Source organism: Paucilactobacillus wasatchensis, from assembly GCF_000876205.1.
GTDB classification, from domain to species: Bacteria; Bacillota; Bacilli; order Lactobacillales; family Lactobacillaceae; genus Paucilactobacillus; species Paucilactobacillus wasatchensis.
The window spans coordinates 45,303-66,708 of the sequence record NZ_AWTT01000002.1 but is presented as its reverse complement, the minus strand read 5'-3'; the positions used below and the strand labels follow the sequence as shown (position 1 = coordinate 66,708).

The 21,406-nt window shown below is 39.8% G+C and carries 24 protein-coding genes; 22 read left to right on the top strand and 2 right to left on the bottom strand.

Annotated elements, in window-relative coordinates; genetic code table 11:
• Positions 1-32: 32 nt before the first annotated feature.
• Positions 33-740: a type 1 glutamine amidotransferase gene (locus WDC_RS00915; protein ID WP_044009932.1), complete on the bottom strand. Its 708-nt coding sequence runs from the start codon at positions 738-740 to the stop codon at positions 33-35.
• Positions 740-2,083: a Mur ligase family protein gene (locus WDC_RS00910; protein WP_044009931.1), complete on the bottom strand. Its 1,344-nt coding sequence runs from the start codon at positions 2,081-2,083 to the stop codon at positions 740-742. The genes WDC_RS00915 and WDC_RS00910 overlap by 1 nt, the downstream gene beginning before the upstream one ends.
• A gap of 184 nt (positions 2,084-2,267) precedes the next feature.
• On the opposite strand from WDC_RS00910, the gene WDC_RS00905 reads away from it, so the two are divergent.
• The 22 genes from WDC_RS00905 (at position 2,268) to WDC_RS00805 (ending at position 21,375) form a co-directional block, all read left to right on the top strand.
• Complete coding sequence (locus WDC_RS00905; protein WP_044009934.1) at positions 2,268-2,840, top strand: thymidine kinase; 573 nt, start codon at positions 2,268-2,270, stop codon at positions 2,838-2,840.
• Positions 2,841-3,005: 165 nt separating this feature from the next.
• Positions 3,006-4,088: a peptide chain release factor 1 gene (prfA, locus tag WDC_RS00900; RefSeq protein WP_044009930.1), complete on the top strand. Its 1,083-nt coding sequence runs from the start codon at positions 3,006-3,008 to the stop codon at positions 4,086-4,088.
• The gene (gene prmC / locus WDC_RS00895; RefSeq protein ID WP_044009929.1) at positions 4,081-4,926 is read left to right on the top strand and encodes a peptide chain release factor N(5)-glutamine methyltransferase; all 846 of its coding nucleotides are present in this window, start codon (positions 4,081-4,083) and stop codon (positions 4,924-4,926) included. The genes prfA and prmC overlap by 8 nt, the downstream gene beginning before the upstream one ends.
• A 13-nt stretch (positions 4,927-4,939) precedes the next feature.
• Entirely contained in the window at positions 4,940-5,959 is a 1,020-nt protein-coding gene (locus WDC_RS00890; RefSeq protein WP_044009928.1) for an L-threonylcarbamoyladenylate synthase, read from the top strand.
• Between the two features lie 104 nt (positions 5,960-6,063).
• Complete coding sequence (gene glyA / locus WDC_RS00885) at positions 6,064-7,296, top strand: serine hydroxymethyltransferase (RefSeq protein WP_044009927.1); 1,233 nt, start codon at positions 6,064-6,066, stop codon at positions 7,294-7,296.
• A 79-nt stretch (positions 7,297-7,375) separates the two neighbouring features.
• Positions 7,376-8,005 carry a uracil phosphoribosyltransferase gene (gene upp / locus WDC_RS00880; RefSeq protein WP_044009926.1) on the top strand — a complete coding sequence of 210 codons (630 nt, stop codon included), beginning with the start codon at positions 7,376-7,378 and terminating at the stop codon, positions 8,003-8,005.
• Between the two features lie 122 nt (positions 8,006-8,127).
• Complete coding sequence (locus WDC_RS00875) at positions 8,128-9,246, top strand: YibE/F family protein (RefSeq protein WP_044009925.1); 1,119 nt, start codon at positions 8,128-8,130, stop codon at positions 9,244-9,246.
• A complete protein-coding gene (locus tag WDC_RS00870) occupies positions 9,243-10,001 on the top strand; it encodes a YibE/F family protein (protein ID WP_044009924.1) in 759 nt (252 codons plus the stop codon). The genes WDC_RS00875 and WDC_RS00870 overlap by 4 nt, the downstream gene beginning before the upstream one ends.
• Positions 10,002-10,174: 173 nt before the next feature.
• Entirely contained in the window at positions 10,175-11,440 is a 1,266-nt protein-coding gene (locus WDC_RS00865) for a uracil-xanthine permease family protein (RefSeq protein ID WP_044009923.1), read from the top strand.
• A 212-nt stretch (positions 11,441-11,652) separates the two neighbouring features.
• A complete protein-coding gene (gene atpB / locus WDC_RS00860) occupies positions 11,653-12,366 on the top strand; it encodes a F0F1 ATP synthase subunit A (RefSeq protein WP_044009922.1) in 714 nt (237 codons plus the stop codon).
• Positions 12,367-12,389: 23 nt separating this feature from the next.
• On the top strand, positions 12,390-12,602 hold the full coding sequence (gene atpE, locus WDC_RS00855) for a F0F1 ATP synthase subunit C (protein WP_044009921.1): 213 nt from the start codon (positions 12,390-12,392) through the stop codon (positions 12,600-12,602).
• Positions 12,603-12,643: 41 nt separating this feature from the next.
• On the top strand, positions 12,644-13,162 hold the full coding sequence (gene atpF, locus WDC_RS00850) for a F0F1 ATP synthase subunit B (RefSeq protein WP_044009920.1): 519 nt from the start codon (positions 12,644-12,646) through the stop codon (positions 13,160-13,162).
• A complete protein-coding gene (atpH, locus tag WDC_RS00845; protein WP_044009919.1) occupies positions 13,152-13,694 on the top strand; it encodes an ATP synthase F1 subunit delta in 543 nt (180 codons plus the stop codon). The genes atpF and atpH overlap by 11 nt, the downstream gene beginning before the upstream one ends.
• Before the next feature lie 31 nt (positions 13,695-13,725).
• Complete coding sequence (gene atpA / locus WDC_RS00840; RefSeq protein WP_044009918.1) at positions 13,726-15,267, top strand: F0F1 ATP synthase subunit alpha; 1,542 nt, start codon at positions 13,726-13,728, stop codon at positions 15,265-15,267.
• Positions 15,268-15,299: 32 nt separating this feature from the next.
• Positions 15,300-16,217: a F0F1 ATP synthase subunit gamma gene (locus tag WDC_RS00835; protein ID WP_044009917.1), complete on the top strand. Its 918-nt coding sequence runs from the start codon at positions 15,300-15,302 to the stop codon at positions 16,215-16,217.
• A gap of 28 nt (positions 16,218-16,245) precedes the next feature.
• The gene (gene atpD, locus WDC_RS00830) at positions 16,246-17,649 is read left to right on the top strand and encodes a F0F1 ATP synthase subunit beta (RefSeq protein ID WP_044009916.1); all 1,404 of its coding nucleotides are present in this window, start codon (positions 16,246-16,248) and stop codon (positions 17,647-17,649) included.
• 11 nt (positions 17,650-17,660) lie between these two features.
• On the top strand, positions 17,661-18,074 hold the full coding sequence (locus WDC_RS00825; protein WP_044009915.1) for a F0F1 ATP synthase subunit epsilon: 414 nt from the start codon (positions 17,661-17,663) through the stop codon (positions 18,072-18,074).
• Positions 18,075-18,221: 147 nt separating this feature from the next.
• Complete coding sequence (locus WDC_RS00820; protein ID WP_044009914.1) at positions 18,222-18,452, top strand: DUF1146 family protein; 231 nt, start codon at positions 18,222-18,224, stop codon at positions 18,450-18,452.
• A 28-nt stretch (positions 18,453-18,480) separates the two neighbouring features.
• Positions 18,481-19,785, top strand: a complete 1,305-nt coding sequence (gene murA, locus WDC_RS00815; RefSeq protein ID WP_044009913.1) for a UDP-N-acetylglucosamine 1-carboxyvinyltransferase — start codon at positions 18,481-18,483, stop codon at positions 19,783-19,785.
• A gap of 112 nt (positions 19,786-19,897) precedes the next feature.
• Entirely contained in the window at positions 19,898-20,887 is a 990-nt protein-coding gene (gene mreB / locus WDC_RS00810) for a rod shape-determining protein (RefSeq protein WP_044009912.1), read from the top strand.
• A gap of 9 nt (positions 20,888-20,896) precedes the next feature.
• Positions 20,897-21,136 carry a membrane protein insertion efficiency factor YidD gene (gene yidD, locus WDC_RS09450; protein ID WP_082040878.1) on the top strand — a complete coding sequence of 80 codons (240 nt, stop codon included), beginning with the start codon at positions 20,897-20,899 and terminating at the stop codon, positions 21,134-21,136.
• A gap of 17 nt (positions 21,137-21,153) precedes the next feature.
• Complete coding sequence (locus WDC_RS00805) at positions 21,154-21,375, top strand: DUF2969 domain-containing protein (RefSeq protein WP_044009911.1); 222 nt, start codon at positions 21,154-21,156, stop codon at positions 21,373-21,375.
• Positions 21,376-21,406: the final 31 nt, after the last annotated feature.

Genomic DNA, 21,406 nt, shown 5'->3' with positions numbered 1-21,406 from the left:
CATAGTTTTTGCTCAGCCTCTTTTTTGATACCTTAAAATGTAGGTTGAATCTGGAGATTAGTTTGTTTAGTTAAGTCTGCATCTGGGTATTTATTTTTTAATGCTTTTAATAACATTCGTTTAGCCAATTCACCATTCCTGGTTAAAATGGGACCATGGAAATACGAACAGAAAACTTCTTTGTAAATAGCACCCTCAGTGTGGTCATCGCCGTTATTACCATGACCGGAAATGACAGTTCCTAATGCTTTTTCATCAGTGCCAAGGAATGTTCTCCCATTATGATTTTCAAAGCCGTGGTAAGTTTCTCCGGTATCTTCATTTTTAATGGTGATATTACCAATGAAACGATTATTGTTTTGGCTTAGAGTGTAATGGTCTAAAACACCTATGCCTGGTATTTTTTCTCCATCAGCACCAATGTAATAGTGGCCTAATAATTGGTAGCCACCACAAATTGCGAGCATGGGTTTATTTTCAGAAATAAATTGCTCGATTCCATTCTTTTTATTCGGGATGTCTCTCGATACAATCATTTGTTCATAATCTTGACCACCACCAAAGAAGGCAATGTCAAAGTCGTCTGGATTGAATGATTCTTCCATACTAATGACATCAACTGTTAGCTCAGTATCCATTTTTTTAGCATAGTATTGCAATGCCAAAATATTGCCAACATCACCATAAGTATTCAAAAGATCCCCGTACAGATGGGCTAAATGTAATGTGTAGGTTGCCATTATGCATCCATTCCTTCCTTAATGTATCCTTGTTCCGCAAGTTGTTTCCGCAATTGCAGCACGGCGGTATAAGTTGCTAGCACGTAAACCTTTTTAGTTGGTAAAGCTTTGATTTTTTCAGCAACTTTAGTTAAATCAGGTTCAATAATGGGGTCGGCAACACCAGCCACCTTAAGCCTAAAAGTAATGTCTTTATAACGTTCTCCACCAGTCATAAATTGGGGGATGTCATGTTGTTGCAGCTTTTCAAAATTTCCATCCCAAATCCAGCTTGTATCAATTCCATCAGCGTAATTAGCATTTAATAATGCGACGAATGAAAAAGGTTGCTGGTCTGATAAAATCATGTCGATAACTTGGTTTAAGCCGACTGGATTTTTGACTAAAATCAACGTCACTTCTTTACCGTCGACGTTAATCATTTCCTGCCGACCAAATACTTTTTTATCTGAGGCAAAAGCAGTTTTAATTTGTTCTGGTTCAACTCCTAAAAAGCGTCCCAGAGCGTAGGCAGCTAATGCGTTATAGATATTATATAATCCACCGATTTGAATTTCATATTGGTGATGATCAATTTCAAAATTAGAACTAGTTGGAGTTAGTTGTGTTAAGTTAGTTACTTTGTAAGTAAGTTCGGGACGCTTAAAGCCACAATGTGGACAGAAATAACTGCCCAGATTACCATATGTGAGAAAACCAAAATGTAAAATATGATTACACTTGGGGCATAAAACACCATCTGTGTTGGCGGGAGCCTTGATATCTTTGTTTTCTGTGTGGTCAAAGCCAAAAAAGATCATTGGATTGGGTAAATCAATGGAGTTAAAAATTTGTGCGTCTCCATTAGCAATAATGGTTGCATTTGGGGCCTTTTTTACCCCAGCCAAAATTTTATCATAGGTGGTGTAAATCTCACCATAACGATCCATTTGATCTCTAAACAGATTTGTAAAAATGAAGGCAATTGGCTTAATATATTCTGTTACCTTGACAATATTAGCTTCGTCAACTTCTAAAATGGCTAAAGTTTTACCATTTTTGGATTTATGAGCGGTGATAAAGGTGGTCACGATTCCCTGTTCCATGTTGGAACCAGTTGGATTGGTCAAAACATAATCGTACTTTTGTTGTAGCACGCGGACACTTAAAGCAGTAGTTAAAGTTTTACCATTAGTACCAGTGATAATAACAACATCATATTTTTGACCAAATGCTTTCAGAATTTGTGGGTCAATAGCGGTGGTGATTTTACCAGGCAGCGAGCTACCTCCATGTAGAAAGGTATGTAAGAACCAATAACTAGATTTACCAGCAGCGGTGGCAACAGAACTTCGTAACGACATGAATAGGATCCTCCAATAGTTTTTTAACTATTTAATATCATACTTGATTTTGAAATTATCGCTTAATTGTAGCGTTAATTTAGCAAAAAAGAAAGAAATTAGCGTACTGACAAATTAAAGACTTCAATTTAAGTGCTAATTTCGCTATACTAAGATGGAATACGCAAAGAAAAGGTGAATGACTGTGGCTCAATTATTTTTTAAATATGGTGCAATGAACTCTGGTAAGTCAATTGAAATTTTGAAGGTTGCTCATAATTATGAAGAGCAGGGTAAGTCAGTCATTATTATGACGAGTGGATTGGATACCCGTTCTGGTATTGGCAAGATTGCCAGTCGCATTGGATTGGAGCGCACTGCAGTTCCTGTTTTGGATGAAACAGATATTTTTGAATACGTTGAGCAGACTAATCCAGATGCAGCTTGTATTCTGGTTGATGAAGCTCAATTTTTAAAAAAAGAGCATATTCTGCAGTTGACGAGAATTGTCGATGAACTTAATATTCCGGTGATGACGTTTGGGTTGAAAAATGATTTTCAGAATCAACTATTTGAAGGATCAAAATATTTGTTGATTTATGCGGATAAGCTGGAAGAAATGAAAACCATTTGCTGGTTTTGCAAGAAAAAAGCGACCATGAATTTACGGATTCACGATGGTGAACCAGTATATGAAGGTGAACAGGTTATGATTGGTGGCAATGAGTCATATTATCCAGTTTGCCGCCGTCATTATTTTCATCCGCTGTTGAAGTAGATTTGATGAATTAGCACTATGATTTTTGAAACGTGCAAATTCAACCAAGCTTCTAGAGCTAAGTTAATTAAGTATCATTCGCCAAGAACGCGAACAATCCTTAATTAACTTAGCTTACGAAGCTTACCCGGTTGAATTAGCACTCTATTATTTAGGAGATTAAAAATGGATGAAATTTTTGATAAGCTGCAAGCTGTAGCTGATCGGTATGATGAATTGAATGAATTGATTAGTGATCCTGAGGTGATTGCTGATACGCAGCGGTTTATGAAACTGTCCAAAGAAGAGGGCAGTTTACGTGAAACGGTTGAAAAATATAATCAATATAAAAAAGTTGTTCAACAAGTTAATGAAGATGAAGAATTGTTGCGTGAGAAATTGGATGACGACATGGAACAATTGACTAAAGAAGAGTTGGCAGAATCTAAAACACAACAAGAAGAATTAGAGCAGGATCTGCGTGTAATGTTGTTGCCCAAAGATCCTAATGATGATAAAAATATTATCATGGAAATTCATGGTGCTGCTGGTGGGGATGAAGCCAGTTTATTTGCAGCTGATTTATTTGATATGTACTCACGATATGCTGAAAAGCAGGGCTGGCAGGTTGAAGTGGTTGATAAAAGTGATACCGAAGTTGGTGGCTTTAAGGAAATTGTTCTCATGATTTCTGGTGATAAAGTTTATTCAAAATTAAAGTACGAAAATGGTGCTCACCGGGTACAACGAATTCCAGTAACGGAATCTGCTGGTCGTGTACACACATCAACTGCCACAGTTGGAGTCATGCCTGAAGCGGAAGATGTTGATATTGATATTGACCCTAAAGATATTCGGACAGATGTCTATCGTTCTTCGGGTGCTGGTGGCCAACATATTAACAAAACCTCGTCTGCTGTCCGAATGACTCATTTGCCAACCGGCATTGTGGTGGCGATGCAAGATGAACGATCACAACAACAAAACAGAGCCAAGGCAATTAAAATTTTGCGCGCCAGGGTTTATGATTATTATCAGCAAAAAGAACAAAGCGCGTATGATGAGCAAAGAAAGTCTGCCGTTGGAACTGGTGATCGCTCTGAACGCATTCGAACTTATAATTACCCCCAAAACCGGGTAACCGATCACCGAATTGGACTGACCCTAAATAAGTTAGACCGGATCATGAATGGTGAATTAGATGAAATTATTGATGCACTAGTCATTGCAGATCAGACGGAAAAAATGGAGAATCTGCGCAATGAATAATCCAACCTATCAAGAAGCCCTTAATTGGGCTTCTTCGCATATAGTGACAAAAAAAATTGACACAACAGCACCTGAATTTATTTTGACGCAACGACACAACTGGACGACAACAGATTTATTAATGAATCGGCAAGCAGTGATGCCAAACTCAGAATGGCTTATGTTTCAACGGGATATTGGTCGATTAAATAACTTTGAACCGGCTCAATATATCGTTGGACACACGCCTTTTTATGGCAATAATTTCACCGTCACGCCAGCCGTGCTGATTCCAGAAAGTGAAACAGAAGAGCTGGTTGAATGGGTCTTAACTGAATTTGCGGCAGTCCCTGCATTACGAGTGTTAGACTTGGGGACTGGCAGCGGGGTGATTGGAATTACACTTAAATTGCAGCGACCTGATTGGCAGGTAATGGCTAGCGACATTTCAACAGCGGCTTTGACAGTTGCACGCGAAAATGCACAGCAACTAAATGCCGAAGTTGAATTTATCGCTAGTGATTTATTTACTAATATCAAGGATCGATTCGATTTAATTGTAACTAACCCACCGTATATTGGCACAGAAGAGATAGAACTGCTGGACCCGCAAGTGCTTAAATTTGAGCCTAAAATGGCACTTTTTGCTGAACAACATGGAATGGAATTTTATTACCAGTTATTGGCACAGATTGACCGATTTTTGCGAGTTGATGGCCATTTATTTGGTGAAATTGGTTACCAACAGGAAGACTTAATCAAACAAGCTGTCGAAACTAGATATTCAACTGCTAGAATAGACATTAAACGTGATATTAGTGGTAAACCAAGAATGTTCCACGCGTGGAAGTTTGTGTAGGAGGAGATTAACTTTGGAAACTAAAATTTTTAAATTAGAACAAATCCAGGCAGCTGCCGATCTAATTAAAGCTGGTGAACTGGTTGCTTTTCCGACTGAAACGGTGTATGGATTAGGAGCTGATGCGACTAACGAACAAGCGGTAAAAAAGGTCTATGCTGCTAAGGGGCGCCCAAGTGATAACCCGTTAATTGTCCATATTGCTTCTTTAGACACAGTCGAAAAATATGCAGCGTTTATTTCACCAGATGCACGAAAATTGATGCAACAGTTCTGGCCAGGGTCGTTAACTATGATTTTTAAGTTAAAGCCTGGTGCATTTTCGATGACTGTGACTGGTGGCTTGGCGACGGCAGCGTTTCGTTTTCCAGATAATCAAGCCACGCTAAAATTAATTAAAACTGCCAATTGTCCATTAGTAGGCCCATCTGCTAATACATCTGGCAAACCCAGCCCGACAACAGCACAACACGTTTATCATGATTTAAATGGCAAAATTGCTGGGATCTTAGATGATGGTCCTACAAGGGTTGGAGTTGAATCGACGGTCCTTGATATGTCGACTGATGAGCCAGTAATATTACGACCGGGTGCGGTTACTAAAACGCAAATTGAAAGTATCATTGGTTCCATTGAGACTAATCATCACCATGTCGGAAAAGATGAAACGCCAAAAGCTCCTGGGATGAAGTATAAGCACTATGCTCCGAAGGCACAGGTTTATATTGTTGATCGTGAGACCGATTGGAACGCAGCTTACCAATGGGCAACAACGCGAACAACTAGAGTTGGTGTGATGGCTGAAGCACATGTTTTACAGGATTTGAAATCAGCAGATAATGTTACCAAATATTCTTTGGGGGAAGGAATTGCAGCCGCCAGTGCTAAACTATTTGCGGGTCTGCGCCAATTTGACGATCAACCAACAATTAAAGCAATTTTAGTCCAAGCTTTCCCCACAAATGGATTAGGAAATGCCTATATGAACCGCTTAAATAAATCTGCTGGTGAAAAACATTTTAAGTTAAGCTGATATTGCTGTTTTTTTCTAGTGGTAAGTCAGCTAGAATAAAGTCAGCTATTTTAATAAAACAATATTCCAAACAACTCATGGTTTGTCATGAAGGAGTGGTCAAAATGAATTATAGTAAAAAGGATCCAGCACTTTGGCAGTCAATTAGTAGTGAAGAAAAGCGGCAAGAGGATACGATTGAATTGATTGCATCCGAAAATATTGTTTCAGATGCTGTTCGTGATGCACAGGGCTCTGTATTAACGAATAAATATGCTGAAGGATACCCGGGCAAACGCTATTACGGTGGGTGTCAATTTATTGACCAAGTGGAACAATTGGCCATTGATCATGCCAAAGAATTATTCAATGCTGAGTATGCAAATGTACAACCGCATTCTGGCTCACAAGCTAACATGGCAGTGTACCAAGCATTTTTGAACCCTGGTGACACAATCTTAGGAATGGGGCTAGATGCCGGTGGTCACTTAACTCATGGCTCCCCGGTTAATTTCAGTGGTAAGTTTTACCATACAGAGGCTTACGGCCTAAATCCGCAAACAGAAATGTTAGACTATGGCGCGATCTTAAAGCAGGCAAAGAAAGTTAAACCACAACTAATTGTGGCGGGTGCTTCAGCATATAGTCGGATTATTGATTGGCAAAAGTTTCGTGCGATTGCTGATGAGGTTGGCGCTTATTTAATGGTGGATATGGCTCATATCGCTGGTCTTGTCGCTACGGGACTGCACCCCAGTCCAGTAGGAGTTGCGGATGTTGTTACAACAACGACTCATAAAACTTTGCGCGGTCCGCGTGGTGGTATGATTTTAAGCCAGACTAAGTATGCCAAAAAAATTAATTCTGCCGTATTCCCAGGAACTCAGGGTGGACCACTTGAGCACGTGATTGCTGGTAAAGCGCAAGCACTATATGAGGATTTGCAACCTGAATTTCGTGACTATAATCAGAAAATACTTGATAATGCAAGTGCCATGGCGCAGGTATTTAACGATAGTGATAATGTCCACGTGGTCTCTGGCGGAACGGATAATCATTTGATGACGATTGACATTTCAAAAACTGAGCTTAATGGCAAACAATTGCAAAGCTTGTTGGACAGTGTTCATATCACAGCTAACAAAGAATCAATTCCAAATGAACCGCTTAGTCCATTTGTGACTAGCGGGTTAAGATTGGGCACGCCAGCGATTACAAGTCGTGGTTTTGATGTTACTGATTCTAAAAAAGTAGCGCAATTAATTTTGCAAGTCATCGATCATTCCAATGATGAACAACAAATGAAGGCAGTGGCGGCGCAAGTGGCTCAATTAACAGCTGCTCATAAAATAGTTTAAAAACTTTTTGAAAAATGATTTTTAGCTGTTAATTATTTGGTACAATGGGTAAGAAATCAAAAAGGAGCGTTTGTTTGTCATGGGCAAATTTGAAGTACTTGATCATCCACTAATTCAACATAAGTTAACATTAATTCGGGACAAAAAGATTGGGACCAAGATTTTTCGTGAGACAGTAAATGAAATCTCAACATTGATGGCTTATGAAGTATCGCGCGACATGCCGTTGGAAGATGTTACCGTTGAAACACCAATCGCCAAAACGGTTAAGAAACAATTGGCCGGCAAAAAAGTTGCCATTATTCCAATTCTACGTGCGGGATTAGGAATGGTTGATGGGATATTGGAACTTATCCCAGCAGCTAAGGTTGGCCACATTGGCATGTATCGTGATGAAACGACCTTAATGCCCCATGAATACTTTGTTAAATTACCTTCTGATATTGATCAACGTCAGTTGTTTGTAGTTGATCCAATGCTTGCAACCGGTGGTTCAGCTATTATGGCAATCGATGCACTTAAAAAACGTGGTGCGACCAATATTAAATTTGTCTGTCTAGTTGCTGCTCCAGAAGGGGTTAAAGCATTGCAAACTAAGCATCCAGATGTTGATATTTATACCGCTTCGCTTGACGAAAAACTAAACGAAGATGGTTATATTATTCCAGGATTGGGTGATGCTGGTGACCGACTCTTTGGTACTAAATAATTATAGACTGATAGCTCATCTCAATTGAGATGAGCTTTTTTGTGGATTCTTAATCATTTTATCCGGCATATTTGATTTGGATTGCGGTACAATTGCCACAGAACTTTGGAGCGGGGTTAATAATGAAATTAACGCATATAAAAAATCCATCAACTAAGTGGCTATTGCTTGTTTTTTTGCTGGTAGGAATTGTGGCGATGTTTTTTGTAACCCATAACCAGCAATTGTATCAAAAGCCGATTGGTCGAGTAATTAAAGTTACAAATGGAATCAGGCAAAAGCAGACTGACACTTTTCAGAATGTGGATCACGAAACAAATCAAAAGTTAATTGTGAAAATTATGAACGGTAAATATAAAGATCACAAGGTCACACTAACTAATGAATTTTCAGACTCAGGTGGGCTTGACCAAAAATATCAACGGGGAAATCAGTTATTTGTCAATTTAAGTTCCAGCAGCGGTCATCGATTGATTGGTACGATTAGTGGTTATAAACGTGATGGTGTCTTAGTATTTTTAGTTTGGTTAGTAATGGTGCTACTAATTTTGATCATGCGTCGTAAGGGTTCGTTGGCCTTCCTAAGTGTGCTATTAAATGGTGTCATTTTTTTCATTGCCATTCAAATTGATTTAAGTTTACAAGGTAATCATGTCATGTTGATTTTTGGTGTGTTGTCATTTGTGTTTGCTATTTTGACATTATTATTGGTGCTAGGAGCAACCAAACAAATGCTGGCAACCTTAGGTGCAACCATCATAGGAACCAGTATATCTGTCTTGATTAGCCTGGCCGTTTTCAGTTTGACACATGAACGGGGGATGTATTATGAATCGATGCAATATGTGACCCAGGTGCCGCGACCGTTATTTTTAGCTGAAACATTGCTCGGCTCGCTGGGTGCCGTCATGGATGAATCAACGGATATTGTTGCTACCTTATTTGAATTAAAAAGTTTGGATCCGGCAATTTCAGCCAAGAAATTGTTTTTGTCAGGTCGTAAAGTCGGGCAGACAATTATGGGCCCACTAGTGAATGTCTTGTTCATGATTTTTATGGCGGACACATTTACTTCGGCGCTTTTGTATATCAAAAATGGAAATTCCTGGGGTTACACTTTTGCAATGAATATGAGCTTAGGAACAGTACAAAGCTTGATTAGTGGGATCGGGATTGTTTTGGCAATTCCAGTTGCAAGTGCGTTGGCCGGTTTATTACTCGGAAGGCGGGTGAAAGCATGACGACAATTACAGGGCTTGGGCTAGTGTTATTAATGTTGATGGTGATTGTTGGCGGGCGGCAAGGCTGGAAGGCATTCTTAAGTTTGATCCTTAATTTTGGTTTCTTGTTCATGGCGGTTATCTTGATTGCGTTTCATTTGCCACCTCTAGCCGTCACCCTTGTAACAGGGGTGATTATTTTGGCGATCACAATTTTTATGGGCGATGATGATTTAGTGACAACCCAGACGGCTTTTTATGCGTCACTGGTGGTACTAGTATTATTAGTGTTATTGATTATTCCGGTTGAACATTGGGCAATGGTCCAAGGATTCGGTGAGGAAGATTCTGATGATCTGGAAGGAATGTCAATTTTGATTGGCATTAAATTTCTTAAAATTGCTGTCACAACGACGGTACTCAGTACTTTGGGTGCTATTGCAGAGGCCGCAATGGCAATTGCTGCTGGTCTAGCAGAAATCGTTCAACAACATCCACAAATCACAGCTCAGGCGTTGTTTAAAAATGGTATTTCAGTTGGTGAACAAATTATTGGCACAACTTTTAATACACTGTTCTTTGGCTTTTTTGGGGGGTTCTTAGCCCTCTTCATCTGGTTTGCAGGCCTGCATTATTCATTTGGTGAAATTGTTAATAATAAAATTTTCGTGGCAGAACTGATTATGGTATTAGTTTCGTTTGTGGGAGTAATATTGACAGTACCAATTACTGCTTTTGTGATGGGTCGGCGTCAGCAACGGTCATTGACAAAATAGCTAAAATAGGATAATATCAGATAAATTAAATGTCCTTTTAATTTGGTCCAGTGAGGCCAAAAATGGAATCTCGTATAAAGAATTACCATTATAAAATGATGACCATCGAGACAGCCTTTTGCATCCTTACTGGATTGTGAGAGCTGTCTTTTTTGTTTGAGGAGGATGAAAAAATGCAACGACGAGATGTGGTTTTAGATATAGGTGATCGACCTAAATTTGGTCAATGGGTTGGGTTGTCAATTCAGCATATGTTTTCAATGTTTGGGTCAACCGTTTTAGTGCCAATTTTGGTTGGATTAAACCCGGGGATTGCGCTATTTAGTTCCGGAGTCGGTACACTGCTTTATATTTTGATTACAAAGGCAAAAATTCCTGCCTACATGGGATCGAGTTTTTCCTTCATTGTACCAATGGTGGCGTTGATGAAGACGGCTGGTTATCCTGCAATCGCTCAAGGCACAATTGCAGTTGGGGCAGTTTATCTAATTGTTGCTTTAATTGTTAGTTTTTTTGGCTCGGATTGGATTGACCGTGTTTTACCGCCGGTGATTGTCGGACCTATCGTGATGGTGATTGGACTATCGCTAGCAAGCACGGCAGCGAAGGATGCAACAATCAACGCGGCTGGGAAATATGACCTGCGTTTTTTCGCCGTCGCAATTGTGACGCTGTTGATTACGATTGGCTTTAACATGTATCTACACGGATTTCTAGGTTTAATTCCAATTTTACTTGGTATTGTCGTGGGATATTTGATTGCTGCACTGGTCGGGATTGTTAATTTTAAACCTGTACTGGATGCAGCCTGGTTTAGCCTGCCTTCCTTTCAAGTTCCATTCCTAACGTATCACCCACAACTGTATTGGGGCGCAATTTTAAGCATGGCACCAATTGCGTTTGTGACAATGACCGAACATCTGGGTCACATCATGGTGTTAAATCAGTTAACCGGACGAAATTTCTTCAAGTCCCCAGGATTGAATCACACTTTGGCCGGTGATGGAACTGCGTCAGTCATTGCGGCGTTTGTGGGTGGGCCTCCAGTGACTAGTTATGGTGAAAATATTGGTGTGTTAGCCATTACTCGTGTGCATAGTGTTTATGTTTTAGGGGGTGCCGCTTTTTTTGCCATCGTATTTAGTTTTGTTGGCAAATTAAGCGCATTGATTGAATCAATTCCAAGCCCGGTCATTGGCGGTATCTCATTTTTACTATTCGGTGTGATTGCCTCAAGTGGATTGCGAGTACTAATCGATCAGCGGGTTGATTTCAACGAGAAAAGAAATTTAATGATTTCATCGACTATTCTAGTTATTGGAATAGGAAACGCTTATTTGCAATTAGGACAGTACCAATTTTCGGGATTAGCGGTGGCGGCAGTGTTGGGAATTGCTCTAAATTTGATTTTGCCTAAACAAGCATTCAGTGAAAAATGATTTTAGCTATAAATACCGTAATGGCAAGATTTATCGTCGATTAATTTAGTGGATTTCATTTTGAAATCTTTTTGATATTTAGGCTGATTGGTGGTATGATTTTATTTGTATTTTGAATTGTCTGGTAATGCTTTATTTATGCATTTGTGAACGACGTTTCATGATATAATTGGTCTAAATTTGTTGTTATGAAGAAAAGAGGTGGAGTATACATGGGTGGTGAACCAGCTTACACGTTTAAGCTTTTTGGGCTCATGTTTGATTGGACAAATGTGATATCGGTATCAGTAGTTTGTATAATCATTTTCCTTGTGATTTTTGGATTATCTCGTAAGGTTCAAATGAAACCTAAGGGCGGGCAAAACATTCTTGAATGGATGATCGATTTTACGAATGGAATTGTTCGTGGACAAATGCCTGCAAGTAAGGCACGTCAGTATAATTTTTTTGCGTTTGTTTTGTTCATATTTATCATTGTTTCCAACGAGTTAGGGCTGATACTGCAAGTTGGGTGGAATGGACACGAGTTGGTCAGAAGCCCAACAGCAGATCCAATTATTACCTTGACACTTTCATTGACAGTTATGACGGTAGCACACTTTGCCGGCGTCGCAGAACGGGGAGCAAAGGGATATTTTAAAGCGTTTGTGTCTCCGATGGCAATACTACTACCAATTAATTTGTTTGAAGAAGTTGGTAATTTTCTAACGTTAGGATTGCGGCTTTTTGGGAATATTTTTGCTGGAGAGCTATTATTGAAATTATTGGCAGAACTTGCCTTTTCACATGGTGCGTTGACAGTTATTGTAGCGCTACCGTTAGAAATTATTTGGCAGGGATTTTCAATCTTCATAGGAGCAATTCAGGCGTATGTTTTTGTAACTTTATCGTCATTATATATTTCTCGTAAAATTACTGAGGAATAACATATTTAAGGAGGAAATTTATTATGGGTGCACTCGCAGCAGGTATCGCAGCATTTGGAGCTACAGTTGGAGCAGGTTTTGCGAACGGAATGGTTATTACAAAAACGGTTGAAAGTATGGCACGTCAACCCGAAATGATTGGTGAATTGAGGACTACTATGTTTATTGGTGTCGGTTTAATTGAAGCCATTCCAATTTTAGCAATTGTTGTTAGTTTCCTTGTAATGAACAAGTAATTGAACGAGAAAAATTCATTTATTAGGGAGGCAGCAATTTAATGTTTGAACAAGTTGTTTTGGCTCAATCAAATAGTTTATATATTGGTGACATGCTATTTTATATTCTGGCATTCGTTGTATTGATGTTAGTAATCAAAAAATTTGCCTGGAAACCAATTGTGAAAATGATGCAAGATCGAGAAAAGAAAGTTGCAAGTGATATCGATGATGCTGAAAGATCACGAAAAGAAGCAAACCAGTTAGCACAAAAAAGACAAGTAGAATTGCAAAACTCTCGTCAAGAAGCCGTTGGCATCATTAAGGATGCAAAACAAGACGGAGAAACTCGTCGAACACAAATTGTTGAAACGGCTCAAAATGACGCACAGGTTCTGAAGGAAACGGCACAAAAAGATGCACAACAAGCACGGCAAGATGCGCTTAAAGGTGCCCAAAATGACTTAGCTAATTTGTCTGTTGATATAGCTTCTAAAATTATTGGCAAAGAGCTAAATGCAGTTGATCACAAGGCCTTGATTGATTCTTATATCGAAGGGTTGGGAAAAAATGAGTCTTGATAAAATGACAATTGCAAACCGTTATTCCAAAGCCCTGTTTGAACTGGTTATAGCAAAAAATCAAGTTGATGAGACATATCAGGACTTGGTGCAGCTACGCCAAGTCTTTAAAACTAACGATGATTTGATTCCTGCTTTAATTGGAGCTGAGTTACCTATTAGTGAAAAGAAAGAATTGATACACATCTTAATTAGTAATGCTAGTACCGTTGTGTCAAATTTAATCAAAATGGTTTTTGATTACGGCCGCATGGATGATCTGGTCGCAATTATTGATGAGTTTGAACGACGATACGATATTTATAAGCAGCGAGTCCATGCTGATGTTGTTACAGCTGTGAAACTGGATGAAACACAAAAGAGTGAACTCGTTCAAACATTTGCCAAACGAATTGGGGCAAAGCAGGTATTGTTGAGTGAACATGTTGATCCAACAATCTTAGGTGGGGCGATCATGAGTGCAAATAATCAAACACTAGATGGTAGTCTCAGTTCCAAGATTGAGCAGATTCGGCGTTTACTTGTTAAGTAATGAATATTTTTAGTGAAGAGGTGAGACTTTTATGAGCATTAAGGCTGAGGAAATCAGTTCACTCATCAAACAGCAGTTAGCCAATTACCAAGATCAGTTATCAGTTGAAGAAACTGGGACGGTCACATATGTTGGTGATGGTATTGCAAGAGCCCATGGGCTTGACAACGCTATGGCTGGTGAGTTGCTCGAATTTGATAATGGCGTTTATGGAATGGTTCAAAACCTAGAAAGCAACGATGTTGGTATTGTTGTTCTAGGTGAATTTGGTGGCATCCGTGAAGGTGACAGTGTCAAACGTACCGGGCGAATCATGGAAGTTCCAGTTGGTGACGCATTATTAGGTCGTGTAGTTGATCCACTTGGTCGTCCAATTGATGGATTAGGTGAAGTAAAAACTGAAAGCACGCGTCCAATTGAGAAAAAAGCACCTGGTGTTATGCAACGCCAAAGTGTTTTTGAACCATTACAAACTGGAATTAAGGCGATTGATGCGTTGGTACCGATCGGTCGTGGTCAACGGGAGTTGATTATTGGTGACCGTAAAACCGGTAAAACATCAGTTGCTATGGACACAATTATTAATCAAAAAGGTCAAAATATGATTTGTGTGTACGTGGCAATCGGACAAAAGGAATCAACTGTTCGGAGTCAAGTAGAAACACTACGTCGCTATGGCGCCTTAGACTATACGATTGTGGTCTCAGCTGGTCCTTCTGATCCAGCACCCTTACTGTGGATAGCACCATATGCAGGCGCAGCTATGGGTGAGGAATTTATGTATAACGGCAAGCATGTTTTGATTGTTTATGATGATTTATCAAAACAAGCCGATGCTTATCGTGAACTTTCATTGGTCTTACGTCGACCACCTGGGCGTGAAGCTTATCCTGGAGATATTTTCTATACTCATTCTCGTTTATTAGAGCGAGCAGCCAAGTTGTCGGATGAATTGGGTGGTGGTTCTATGACTGCCTTGCCAATTATTCAAACACAGGCTGGGGATGTTGCAGCATATATTCCAACGAACGTTATTTCTATAACTGATGGTCAAATATTCTTGGATTCTGACTTGTTTTATGCAGGTACGCGACCTGCAATTGATGCCGGAACTTCGGTTTCTCGAGTTGGTGGAGATGCACAAGCTAAGGCGATGAAGAAGGTTGCTGGAACGTTGCGACTTGATTTAGCATCGTACAGTGAACTAGCTTCATTTGCCCAATTTGGCTCAGATTTGGATGAAGCAACACAAGCAAAATTGAATCGTGGTCGTCGAACGGTTGAAGTGTTGAAGCAAGGATTACATCAACCAGAGTCTGTTTCACAACAGGTTGTGATTTTGTATGCATTGACGCATGGCTATCTTGACAAGGTTGCGGTTGAAGATATTTTACGTTTTGAAAGTGAATTATTTGAAAACTTTGCTGCTAGTCATCAAGATTTGTTTGATCAAATCAAAGAAACATCACAGTTGCCAGAAGGAGATAGCTTAGACCAAGCTATCAAAGATTTTGCTGCTTCATTTCAATCAAGTGAAGAAAAAAAGGCGGCAACTAGTGATCCCAATAAGTAAAATTGACCAGTAGGAAGGGACGGTGAGATTCAGTGCCTGCTTCACTTGCAAGCGTTAAGCATAAAATTGCAACTACTAAAAACATGAAACAAATAACGACTGCGATGCAAATGGTGTCTACGTCGAAGTTGAACCAGATTCAACATCACACGAAGACATATCAGGTGTATGCAGCCAAAGTAGAACGAGTTGTGGCTCATCTTGCACAATCTCATATTATTGGTTCGGCTTCTGCTGGTGAAGATTCAACAATTTCTCCAATACTAGAGCAACGCCCAGTGAAAAAAACAGGTATTTTAGTAATTACCTCTGATCGTGGATTGGTTGGCAGCTATAATAGCAACGTGATTAAGGAAACACTTGATTACATGCGCCAACACGATTTAACTGCTGATAATACTGTTTTCCTGACAGTTGGTAATACTGGAACTGAGTTTTTTACAAAGCGTGGCATGAATGTTGCGTATGAGTACACTGGTGTCAGCGATGTGCCAACATTCACAGAAGTACGAGAAATTGTCAAAATGGTAACAGATATGTATGGAAACGAGATTTTTGATGAGTTATATGTTTCATATAGCCATTTTGTGAATCGAATTTCGTCAAAAGTTAAGACTATTCAAATGTTACCAATTTCTGAAGAAACACTGGGAGAAAAGGCTTCGGAAGAATCTGAAATTTCCCAGAGTGACTTAGATTATGAATTTGAACCTTCAGAAGAGGAAATTCTTTCAGTTGTGTTGCCACAATATACTGAAAGTTTGGTCTACGGAGCAATTCTAGATGCCAAAACATCTGAACATTCTTCGAGTTCTAATGCAATGCGATCTGCTTCCGATAATGCTAGTGATATTATTTCTGCATTAGAGTTGCAATATAATCGTGCACGACAGGCTGTGATCACCACTGAAATTACTGAAATTACAGGTGGTATGACAGCTGTCGAGTAAATATTATGAGATAGGAGGATACAACAAAATGAGTTCTGGTAAAGTTGTACAAGTTATCGGACCTGTCGTTGATGTTGAATTCCCCTTAGATGGTAAATTACCTGATATCAACACAGCGTTGAAAATCAAATTAGCCGATGGTAAAAGTTTAACTGTTGAAGTTGCCCTCGAATTAGGCGATGGAGTAGTACGAACAATTGCTATGGATGGTACTGATGGTTTGCAACGTGGCATGGATGTCGAAAATACAGAAGCATCAATTAGTGTTCCTGTAGGTGAAGACACATTGGGTCGGGTATTTAACGTTTTAGGCGAACCAATTGACGGTGGTGCAGAGTTTGGCCCGGACGCACAACGGGATCCAATTCACCGAGAAGCACCTGAATATGATGAACTAAACAATAGTACCGAAATTTTGGAAACAGGGATCAAAGTGATTGATTTGCTGGCGCCATATGTTCGGGGTGGAAAAGTTGGTCTATTCGGTGGTGCTGGTGTTGGTAAAACTGTGCTAATCCAAGAACTAATCCATAATATCGCACAGGGACACAATGGTATCTCTGTCTTTACGGGTGTTGGTGAACGAACCCGCGAAGGAAACGATATGTACTTTGAAATGAAGGCTTCAGGGGTGCTTGAAAAGACTGCCATGGTGTATGGGCAGATGAATGAGCCACCTGGGGCTCGTATGCGGGTGGCTTTGACGGGCTTGACAATCGCGGAGTATTTCCGGGACGTTAAGGGACAGGATGTATTGTTGTTTATCGACAATATTTTCCGTTTTACTCAAGCTGGTTCAGAAGTTTCGGCGCTATTAGGCCGAATTCCTTCAGCCGTTGGGTACCAGCCAACCTTAGCTACTGAAATGGGACAGTTGCAAGAACGAATTACATCAACAAAGAAGGGGTCAATCACCTCGATCCAAGCTGTGTACGTTCCTGCTGATGATTATACTGACCCAGCTCCAGCAACAACATTTGCTCATTTGGATGCAACTACCAACCTTGAACGTGCTTTAACACAACAAGGTATTTATCCGGCAGTTGATCCATTAGCTTCCACTTCAACGGCTTTGACACCTGAAATTGTGGGCCAAGAACATTATGATGTTGCTACTGAGGTACAACATGTTTTGCAACGGTATCGTGAACTACAAGACATCATTTCAATCCTTGGAATGGATGAATTGTCTGACGAGGAAAAAACAGTTGTTGGGCGTGCGCGACGAATCCAATTTTTCTTGTCACAAAGCTTTACTGTGGCGGAACAATTTACTGGCCTGCCTGGCAAATATGTACCACTAAAAGATACAGTCCGTGGTTTTAAGGAGATCTTAGATGGTAAGTATGATGACTTACCGGAAGATGCCTTTCGTTCTGTGGGACCCATCGAAGATGTGGTTGAAAAAGCAAAACAGATGCAAACCAATTAGGGGGAATTTAAATGGCTGATCATACGTTTAATATCTCCATTGTTACTCCTGATGGGACAGTATATGATAGCGATGCAACAATGATAATCTTTAAAACACAAAATGGTGAGATGGGGATTTTAGCAAATCATATTCCTGTACTCGCTTCGTTGTTAATTGACGTGGTTCGTGTAAAAAATGGGAACAGCGAAGATAAAATTGCTGTTAATGGCGGATTTATTGAATTTTCAAATAATTCGGCAACCATTGTGGCCGATAGTGCGGAGCCAGCAACAAAGATTGATGTTGCTCGTGCACAAAAGGCTAAAACACGTGCGGAAGAGCATATACAACATGCTCACGAAGTTAATGATAAAGATGAGTTGTCACGTGCTGAAGTGGCACTTAAACGTGCTGCTAATAGATTACGTGTTTCACAAAAATAATTTTTTTAGCAAAGATTGACCTATTTTGGTCAATCTTTTTTATTTGGGACGAGAATAGGTGTTGATACTGTTAAACTTTGTTTAAGAGAAGCGACACATAGACATGGTCTATGGTATGATGAAAACTATAGTACAAAGGAGTATAGCATGAAACAAGTTGGAATTGAGGCATTATTGACACTAATTATTCAATTTGGCTTTATTTGGATGACTTTTAAAAGTATTCAAGCTGTTCATATTGAGCGTTTTTTTCACCAAACACCTAAAGGATTGTCAATGCTAATAGTGTTAATTTCAATTGCAGTTGGCTATACTTGTGCCAGCTTTTTTATGAATTTTTTTGATTCTATTCGAAATTTAACTTTTTTAATAAAATAAATCTGAGTAATTGTTGGAGGAAACATCCATGGAAAAAATTATTGTTGAGGGCGGGCACCGGTTAGAGGGACGCGTTAAAGTTGAGGGTGCTAAGAATGCAGTGTTACCAATTCAAGCTGCAAGTATTTTGGCATCCAGTGGTCAAGTTCATTTGAGCAATGTGCCAATTTTATCAGATGTATTCACAATGAATAACGTGCTGAAATTTTTGAACGTTGGTGTTGATTTTCAAGAAGCAACGAATGAATTAACCTTTGACGCTTCTAGTGATATTTCATCAGAAGCCCCCTTTGAATATGTTTCTAAAATGCGCGCTTCAATGGTTGTAATGGGTCCGCTGTTAGCTCGTTGTGGTCATGCTAAGGTGGCTATGCCAGGAGGTTGTGCAATTGGTAGTCGCCCAATAGATCTACACCTTAAAGGCTTTGAAGCACTTGGAGCTAAAATAGAGCAACACGATGGTTATGTTGAAGCTTATGCTGATCAACTAGTTGGCGCCAATATTTATTTGGATTTTCCAAGTGTTGGAGCTACACAAAATATTATGATGGCAGCTACGTTGGCTCAGGGAATTACAACAATTGAAAATGTAGCTCGTGAACCAGAAATTGTGGATCTTGCTAACGTGCTAAATAAGATGGGCGCGAGGGTGCATGGTGCTGGAACAGAAACAATTCGGATTCAAGGTGTTACATTCCTACATGGATGTGAACATAGTGTTGTTCAAGACAGAATTGAAGCTGGGACTTTCATGGTGGCCGCTGCTGTGACAAATGGTGATGTAATCGTAGAAGATGCAATTGCAGAACACAATAAACCATTAATTTCTAAATTAGAAGAAATGGGTGTCACAGTTATCGAACAAGATGATGGCATTCGCGTCATTGGGACTTCAGTTTTGTTGCCCGCTAACGTAAAGACCATGCCGCATCCAGGCTTTCCTACTGATCTTCAGCCGCAGATATCTGTACTGCAGTTGATGGCAAATGGTGTTAGCACGCTCAATGAAACTGTTTTTGAAAACCGATTTATGCATTTGGAAGAATTACGTAGAATGAATGCAAACTTCCGGATCGAAGGCTCAATGGCCATTTTAAATGGGCCAACCAACTTTAATGGTGCTGAGGTGTCAGCGACTGATCTAAGAGCAGCCGCTGCGTTAGTGCTTGCTGGGCTTGTTGCTAACGGGTATACACAGGTGCGCAATTTGAAATATCTTGATCGTGGTTATTATAATTTTCACGGTAAATTGCAACAGTTGGGGGCACATATTCAACGCGTCAACGTCGATGATGTAACGACAATCGACATGAGTCAAATTACCCAAAAATAACCAGTAAATTAAATAATTTTAAAGCTGAGATTGTGATAGTGTTTTTGTCATGATCTCAATTAGTTATGGTATAATACCGGGCGAACGGAAACGAAGGGAGCAACATATTAAAATGGCTAAGGATATCGGAATTGACCTCGGAACAGCGAACGTGCTCATTTATGTGCAAGGAAAAGGAATTGTCTTAAATGAGCCTTCCGTTGTTGCGGTAGACACAAAAACTGACAAGGTATTAGCAGTCGGCTCTGAAGCATATCGAATGGTAGGGCGAACACCAAGTAATATTCGCGCAATTCGACCACTGAAAGATGGAGTTATTTCTGACTTTGATGTAACTCAAGAGATGCTAGCATACTTTATCAATAAACTAAGTGTAAAAGGGTTCATGTCAAAACCCAATATTATGATTTGTGCTCCAACTAATATTACTGAAATTGAGCGAAAAGCAATTATGCAAGCTGCCGAGCAATCTGGTGGTGGCAAGGTTTATTTGGAGTACGAGCCAAAGGTGGCAGCAATTGGTGCCGGGCTCGATATTTTTAAACCTAGTGGTAACATGGTCATCGACATGGGTGGTGGAACAAGCGATATTGCTGTTCTTTCACTAGGCGACATTGTGTCAAGTCATTCATTGCGAATTGCTGGCGACAAGATGAATGCTGACATTGTTACCAGTATTAAAAACAATCACGGGTTAGTGATTGGTGAACATTCAGCTGAAAAAATTAAGATGGAAATCGGTTCAGCGTTAAAGAGTGATGAGCCTAAAACGATGGAAGTTCGCGGCCGCGACGCCATGAGTGGCATGCCACGTTCAATCCAAATTGATGCTAATGAAATAGAAGAAGCGTTGCATGAAACACTGCAACAAATTGTTAATGCTGCGATTGGTGTTTTAGAGACCGTACCGCCAGAATTGGCTTCGGATATTATTGATCGTGGTATTATGTTGACCGGGGGAACGGCGCTGTTAGATGGTATTGATCAATTATTTAGTGACTTTTTGAAAGTACCAGTTGTCGTGTCTGAAAATCCATTAGACAATGTTGCTAAGGGTGCAGGTGAACTGTTAGAGCGGATGCAAAAAAGTAGTAAAAAATAAGGTGAGGAAATGGTAAAGTTCATCGACTGGCTCATTGGTTGGTATCAGCGGAATATTTCAGCGTTTCATCCGGCAACTTGTCGCTATCAACCGACTTGTTCCAGTTATATGAAAGAGGCTGTCGATCGTTTTGGCGTTCCCGGTATTTTAATGGGTCTGGCAAGAATATTACGATGTCATCCGTTTGTAAAGGGTGGGTTTGATCCCGTCCCAGAACACTTTTCGTTACTACGTAATAAAATCAAATAAATTAATCAGGTGAAAAAGTGGCAAAAAAAGATAAAACTGTAGAAGTGACCGTTCGTGATATCATGCGCGACGACCAACCAATCCAAGAAATTTTGATTGGGAAAGTAGTTGTTGGTGAGGTTAAACCAGATGGTGATCGGTTTGTTGCAAGTGTTAATGATGGCGAAAAATTTCGTGCTCGTTCACAAGAAGAAGGGCTTGAATTAGTCCTGCAAGAATACCATTTACATCAGGGGTAATTGGTCAAGTATGTTTGAATATTGAATAGTA

Coding starts and splice junctions, on each gene's coding strand:
- WDC_RS00915 (WP_044009932.1), bottom strand. CDS start 740: ATGGCAACCTACACATTACATTTAGCCCATCTGTACGGGGATCTTTTG.
- WDC_RS00910 (WP_044009931.1), bottom strand. CDS start 2,083: ATGTCGTTACGAAGTTCTGTTGCCACCGCTGCTGGTAAATCTAGTTAT.
- prfA (WP_044009930.1), top strand. CDS start 3,006: ATGGATGAAATTTTTGATAAGCTGCAAGCTGTAGCTGATCGGTATGAT.
- prmC (WP_044009929.1), top strand. CDS start 4,081: ATGAATAATCCAACCTATCAAGAAGCCCTTAATTGGGCTTCTTCGCAT.
- glyA (WP_044009927.1), top strand. CDS start 6,064: ATGAATTATAGTAAAAAGGATCCAGCACTTTGGCAGTCAATTAGTAGT.
- upp (WP_044009926.1), top strand. CDS start 7,376: ATGGGCAAATTTGAAGTACTTGATCATCCACTAATTCAACATAAGTTA.
- WDC_RS00875 (WP_044009925.1), top strand. CDS start 8,128: ATGAAATTAACGCATATAAAAAATCCATCAACTAAGTGGCTATTGCTT.
- WDC_RS00870 (WP_044009924.1), top strand. CDS start 9,243: ATGACGACAATTACAGGGCTTGGGCTAGTGTTATTAATGTTGATGGTG.
- WDC_RS00865 (WP_044009923.1), top strand. CDS start 10,175: ATGCAACGACGAGATGTGGTTTTAGATATAGGTGATCGACCTAAATTT.
- atpB (WP_044009922.1), top strand. CDS start 11,653: ATGGGTGGTGAACCAGCTTACACGTTTAAGCTTTTTGGGCTCATGTTT.
- atpE (WP_044009921.1), top strand. CDS start 12,390: ATGGGTGCACTCGCAGCAGGTATCGCAGCATTTGGAGCTACAGTTGGA.
- atpF (WP_044009920.1), top strand. CDS start 12,644: ATGTTTGAACAAGTTGTTTTGGCTCAATCAAATAGTTTATATATTGGT.
- atpH (WP_044009919.1), top strand. CDS start 13,152: ATGAGTCTTGATAAAATGACAATTGCAAACCGTTATTCCAAAGCCCTG.
- atpA (WP_044009918.1), top strand. CDS start 13,726: ATGAGCATTAAGGCTGAGGAAATCAGTTCACTCATCAAACAGCAGTTA.
- atpD (WP_044009916.1), top strand. CDS start 16,246: ATGAGTTCTGGTAAAGTTGTACAAGTTATCGGACCTGTCGTTGATGTT.
- WDC_RS00825 (WP_044009915.1), top strand. CDS start 17,661: ATGGCTGATCATACGTTTAATATCTCCATTGTTACTCCTGATGGGACA.
- WDC_RS00820 (WP_044009914.1), top strand. CDS start 18,222: ATGAAACAAGTTGGAATTGAGGCATTATTGACACTAATTATTCAATTT.
- murA (WP_044009913.1), top strand. CDS start 18,481: ATGGAAAAAATTATTGTTGAGGGCGGGCACCGGTTAGAGGGACGCGTT.
- mreB (WP_044009912.1), top strand. CDS start 19,898: ATGGCTAAGGATATCGGAATTGACCTCGGAACAGCGAACGTGCTCATT.
- yidD (WP_082040878.1), top strand. CDS start 20,897: ATGGTAAAGTTCATCGACTGGCTCATTGGTTGGTATCAGCGGAATATT.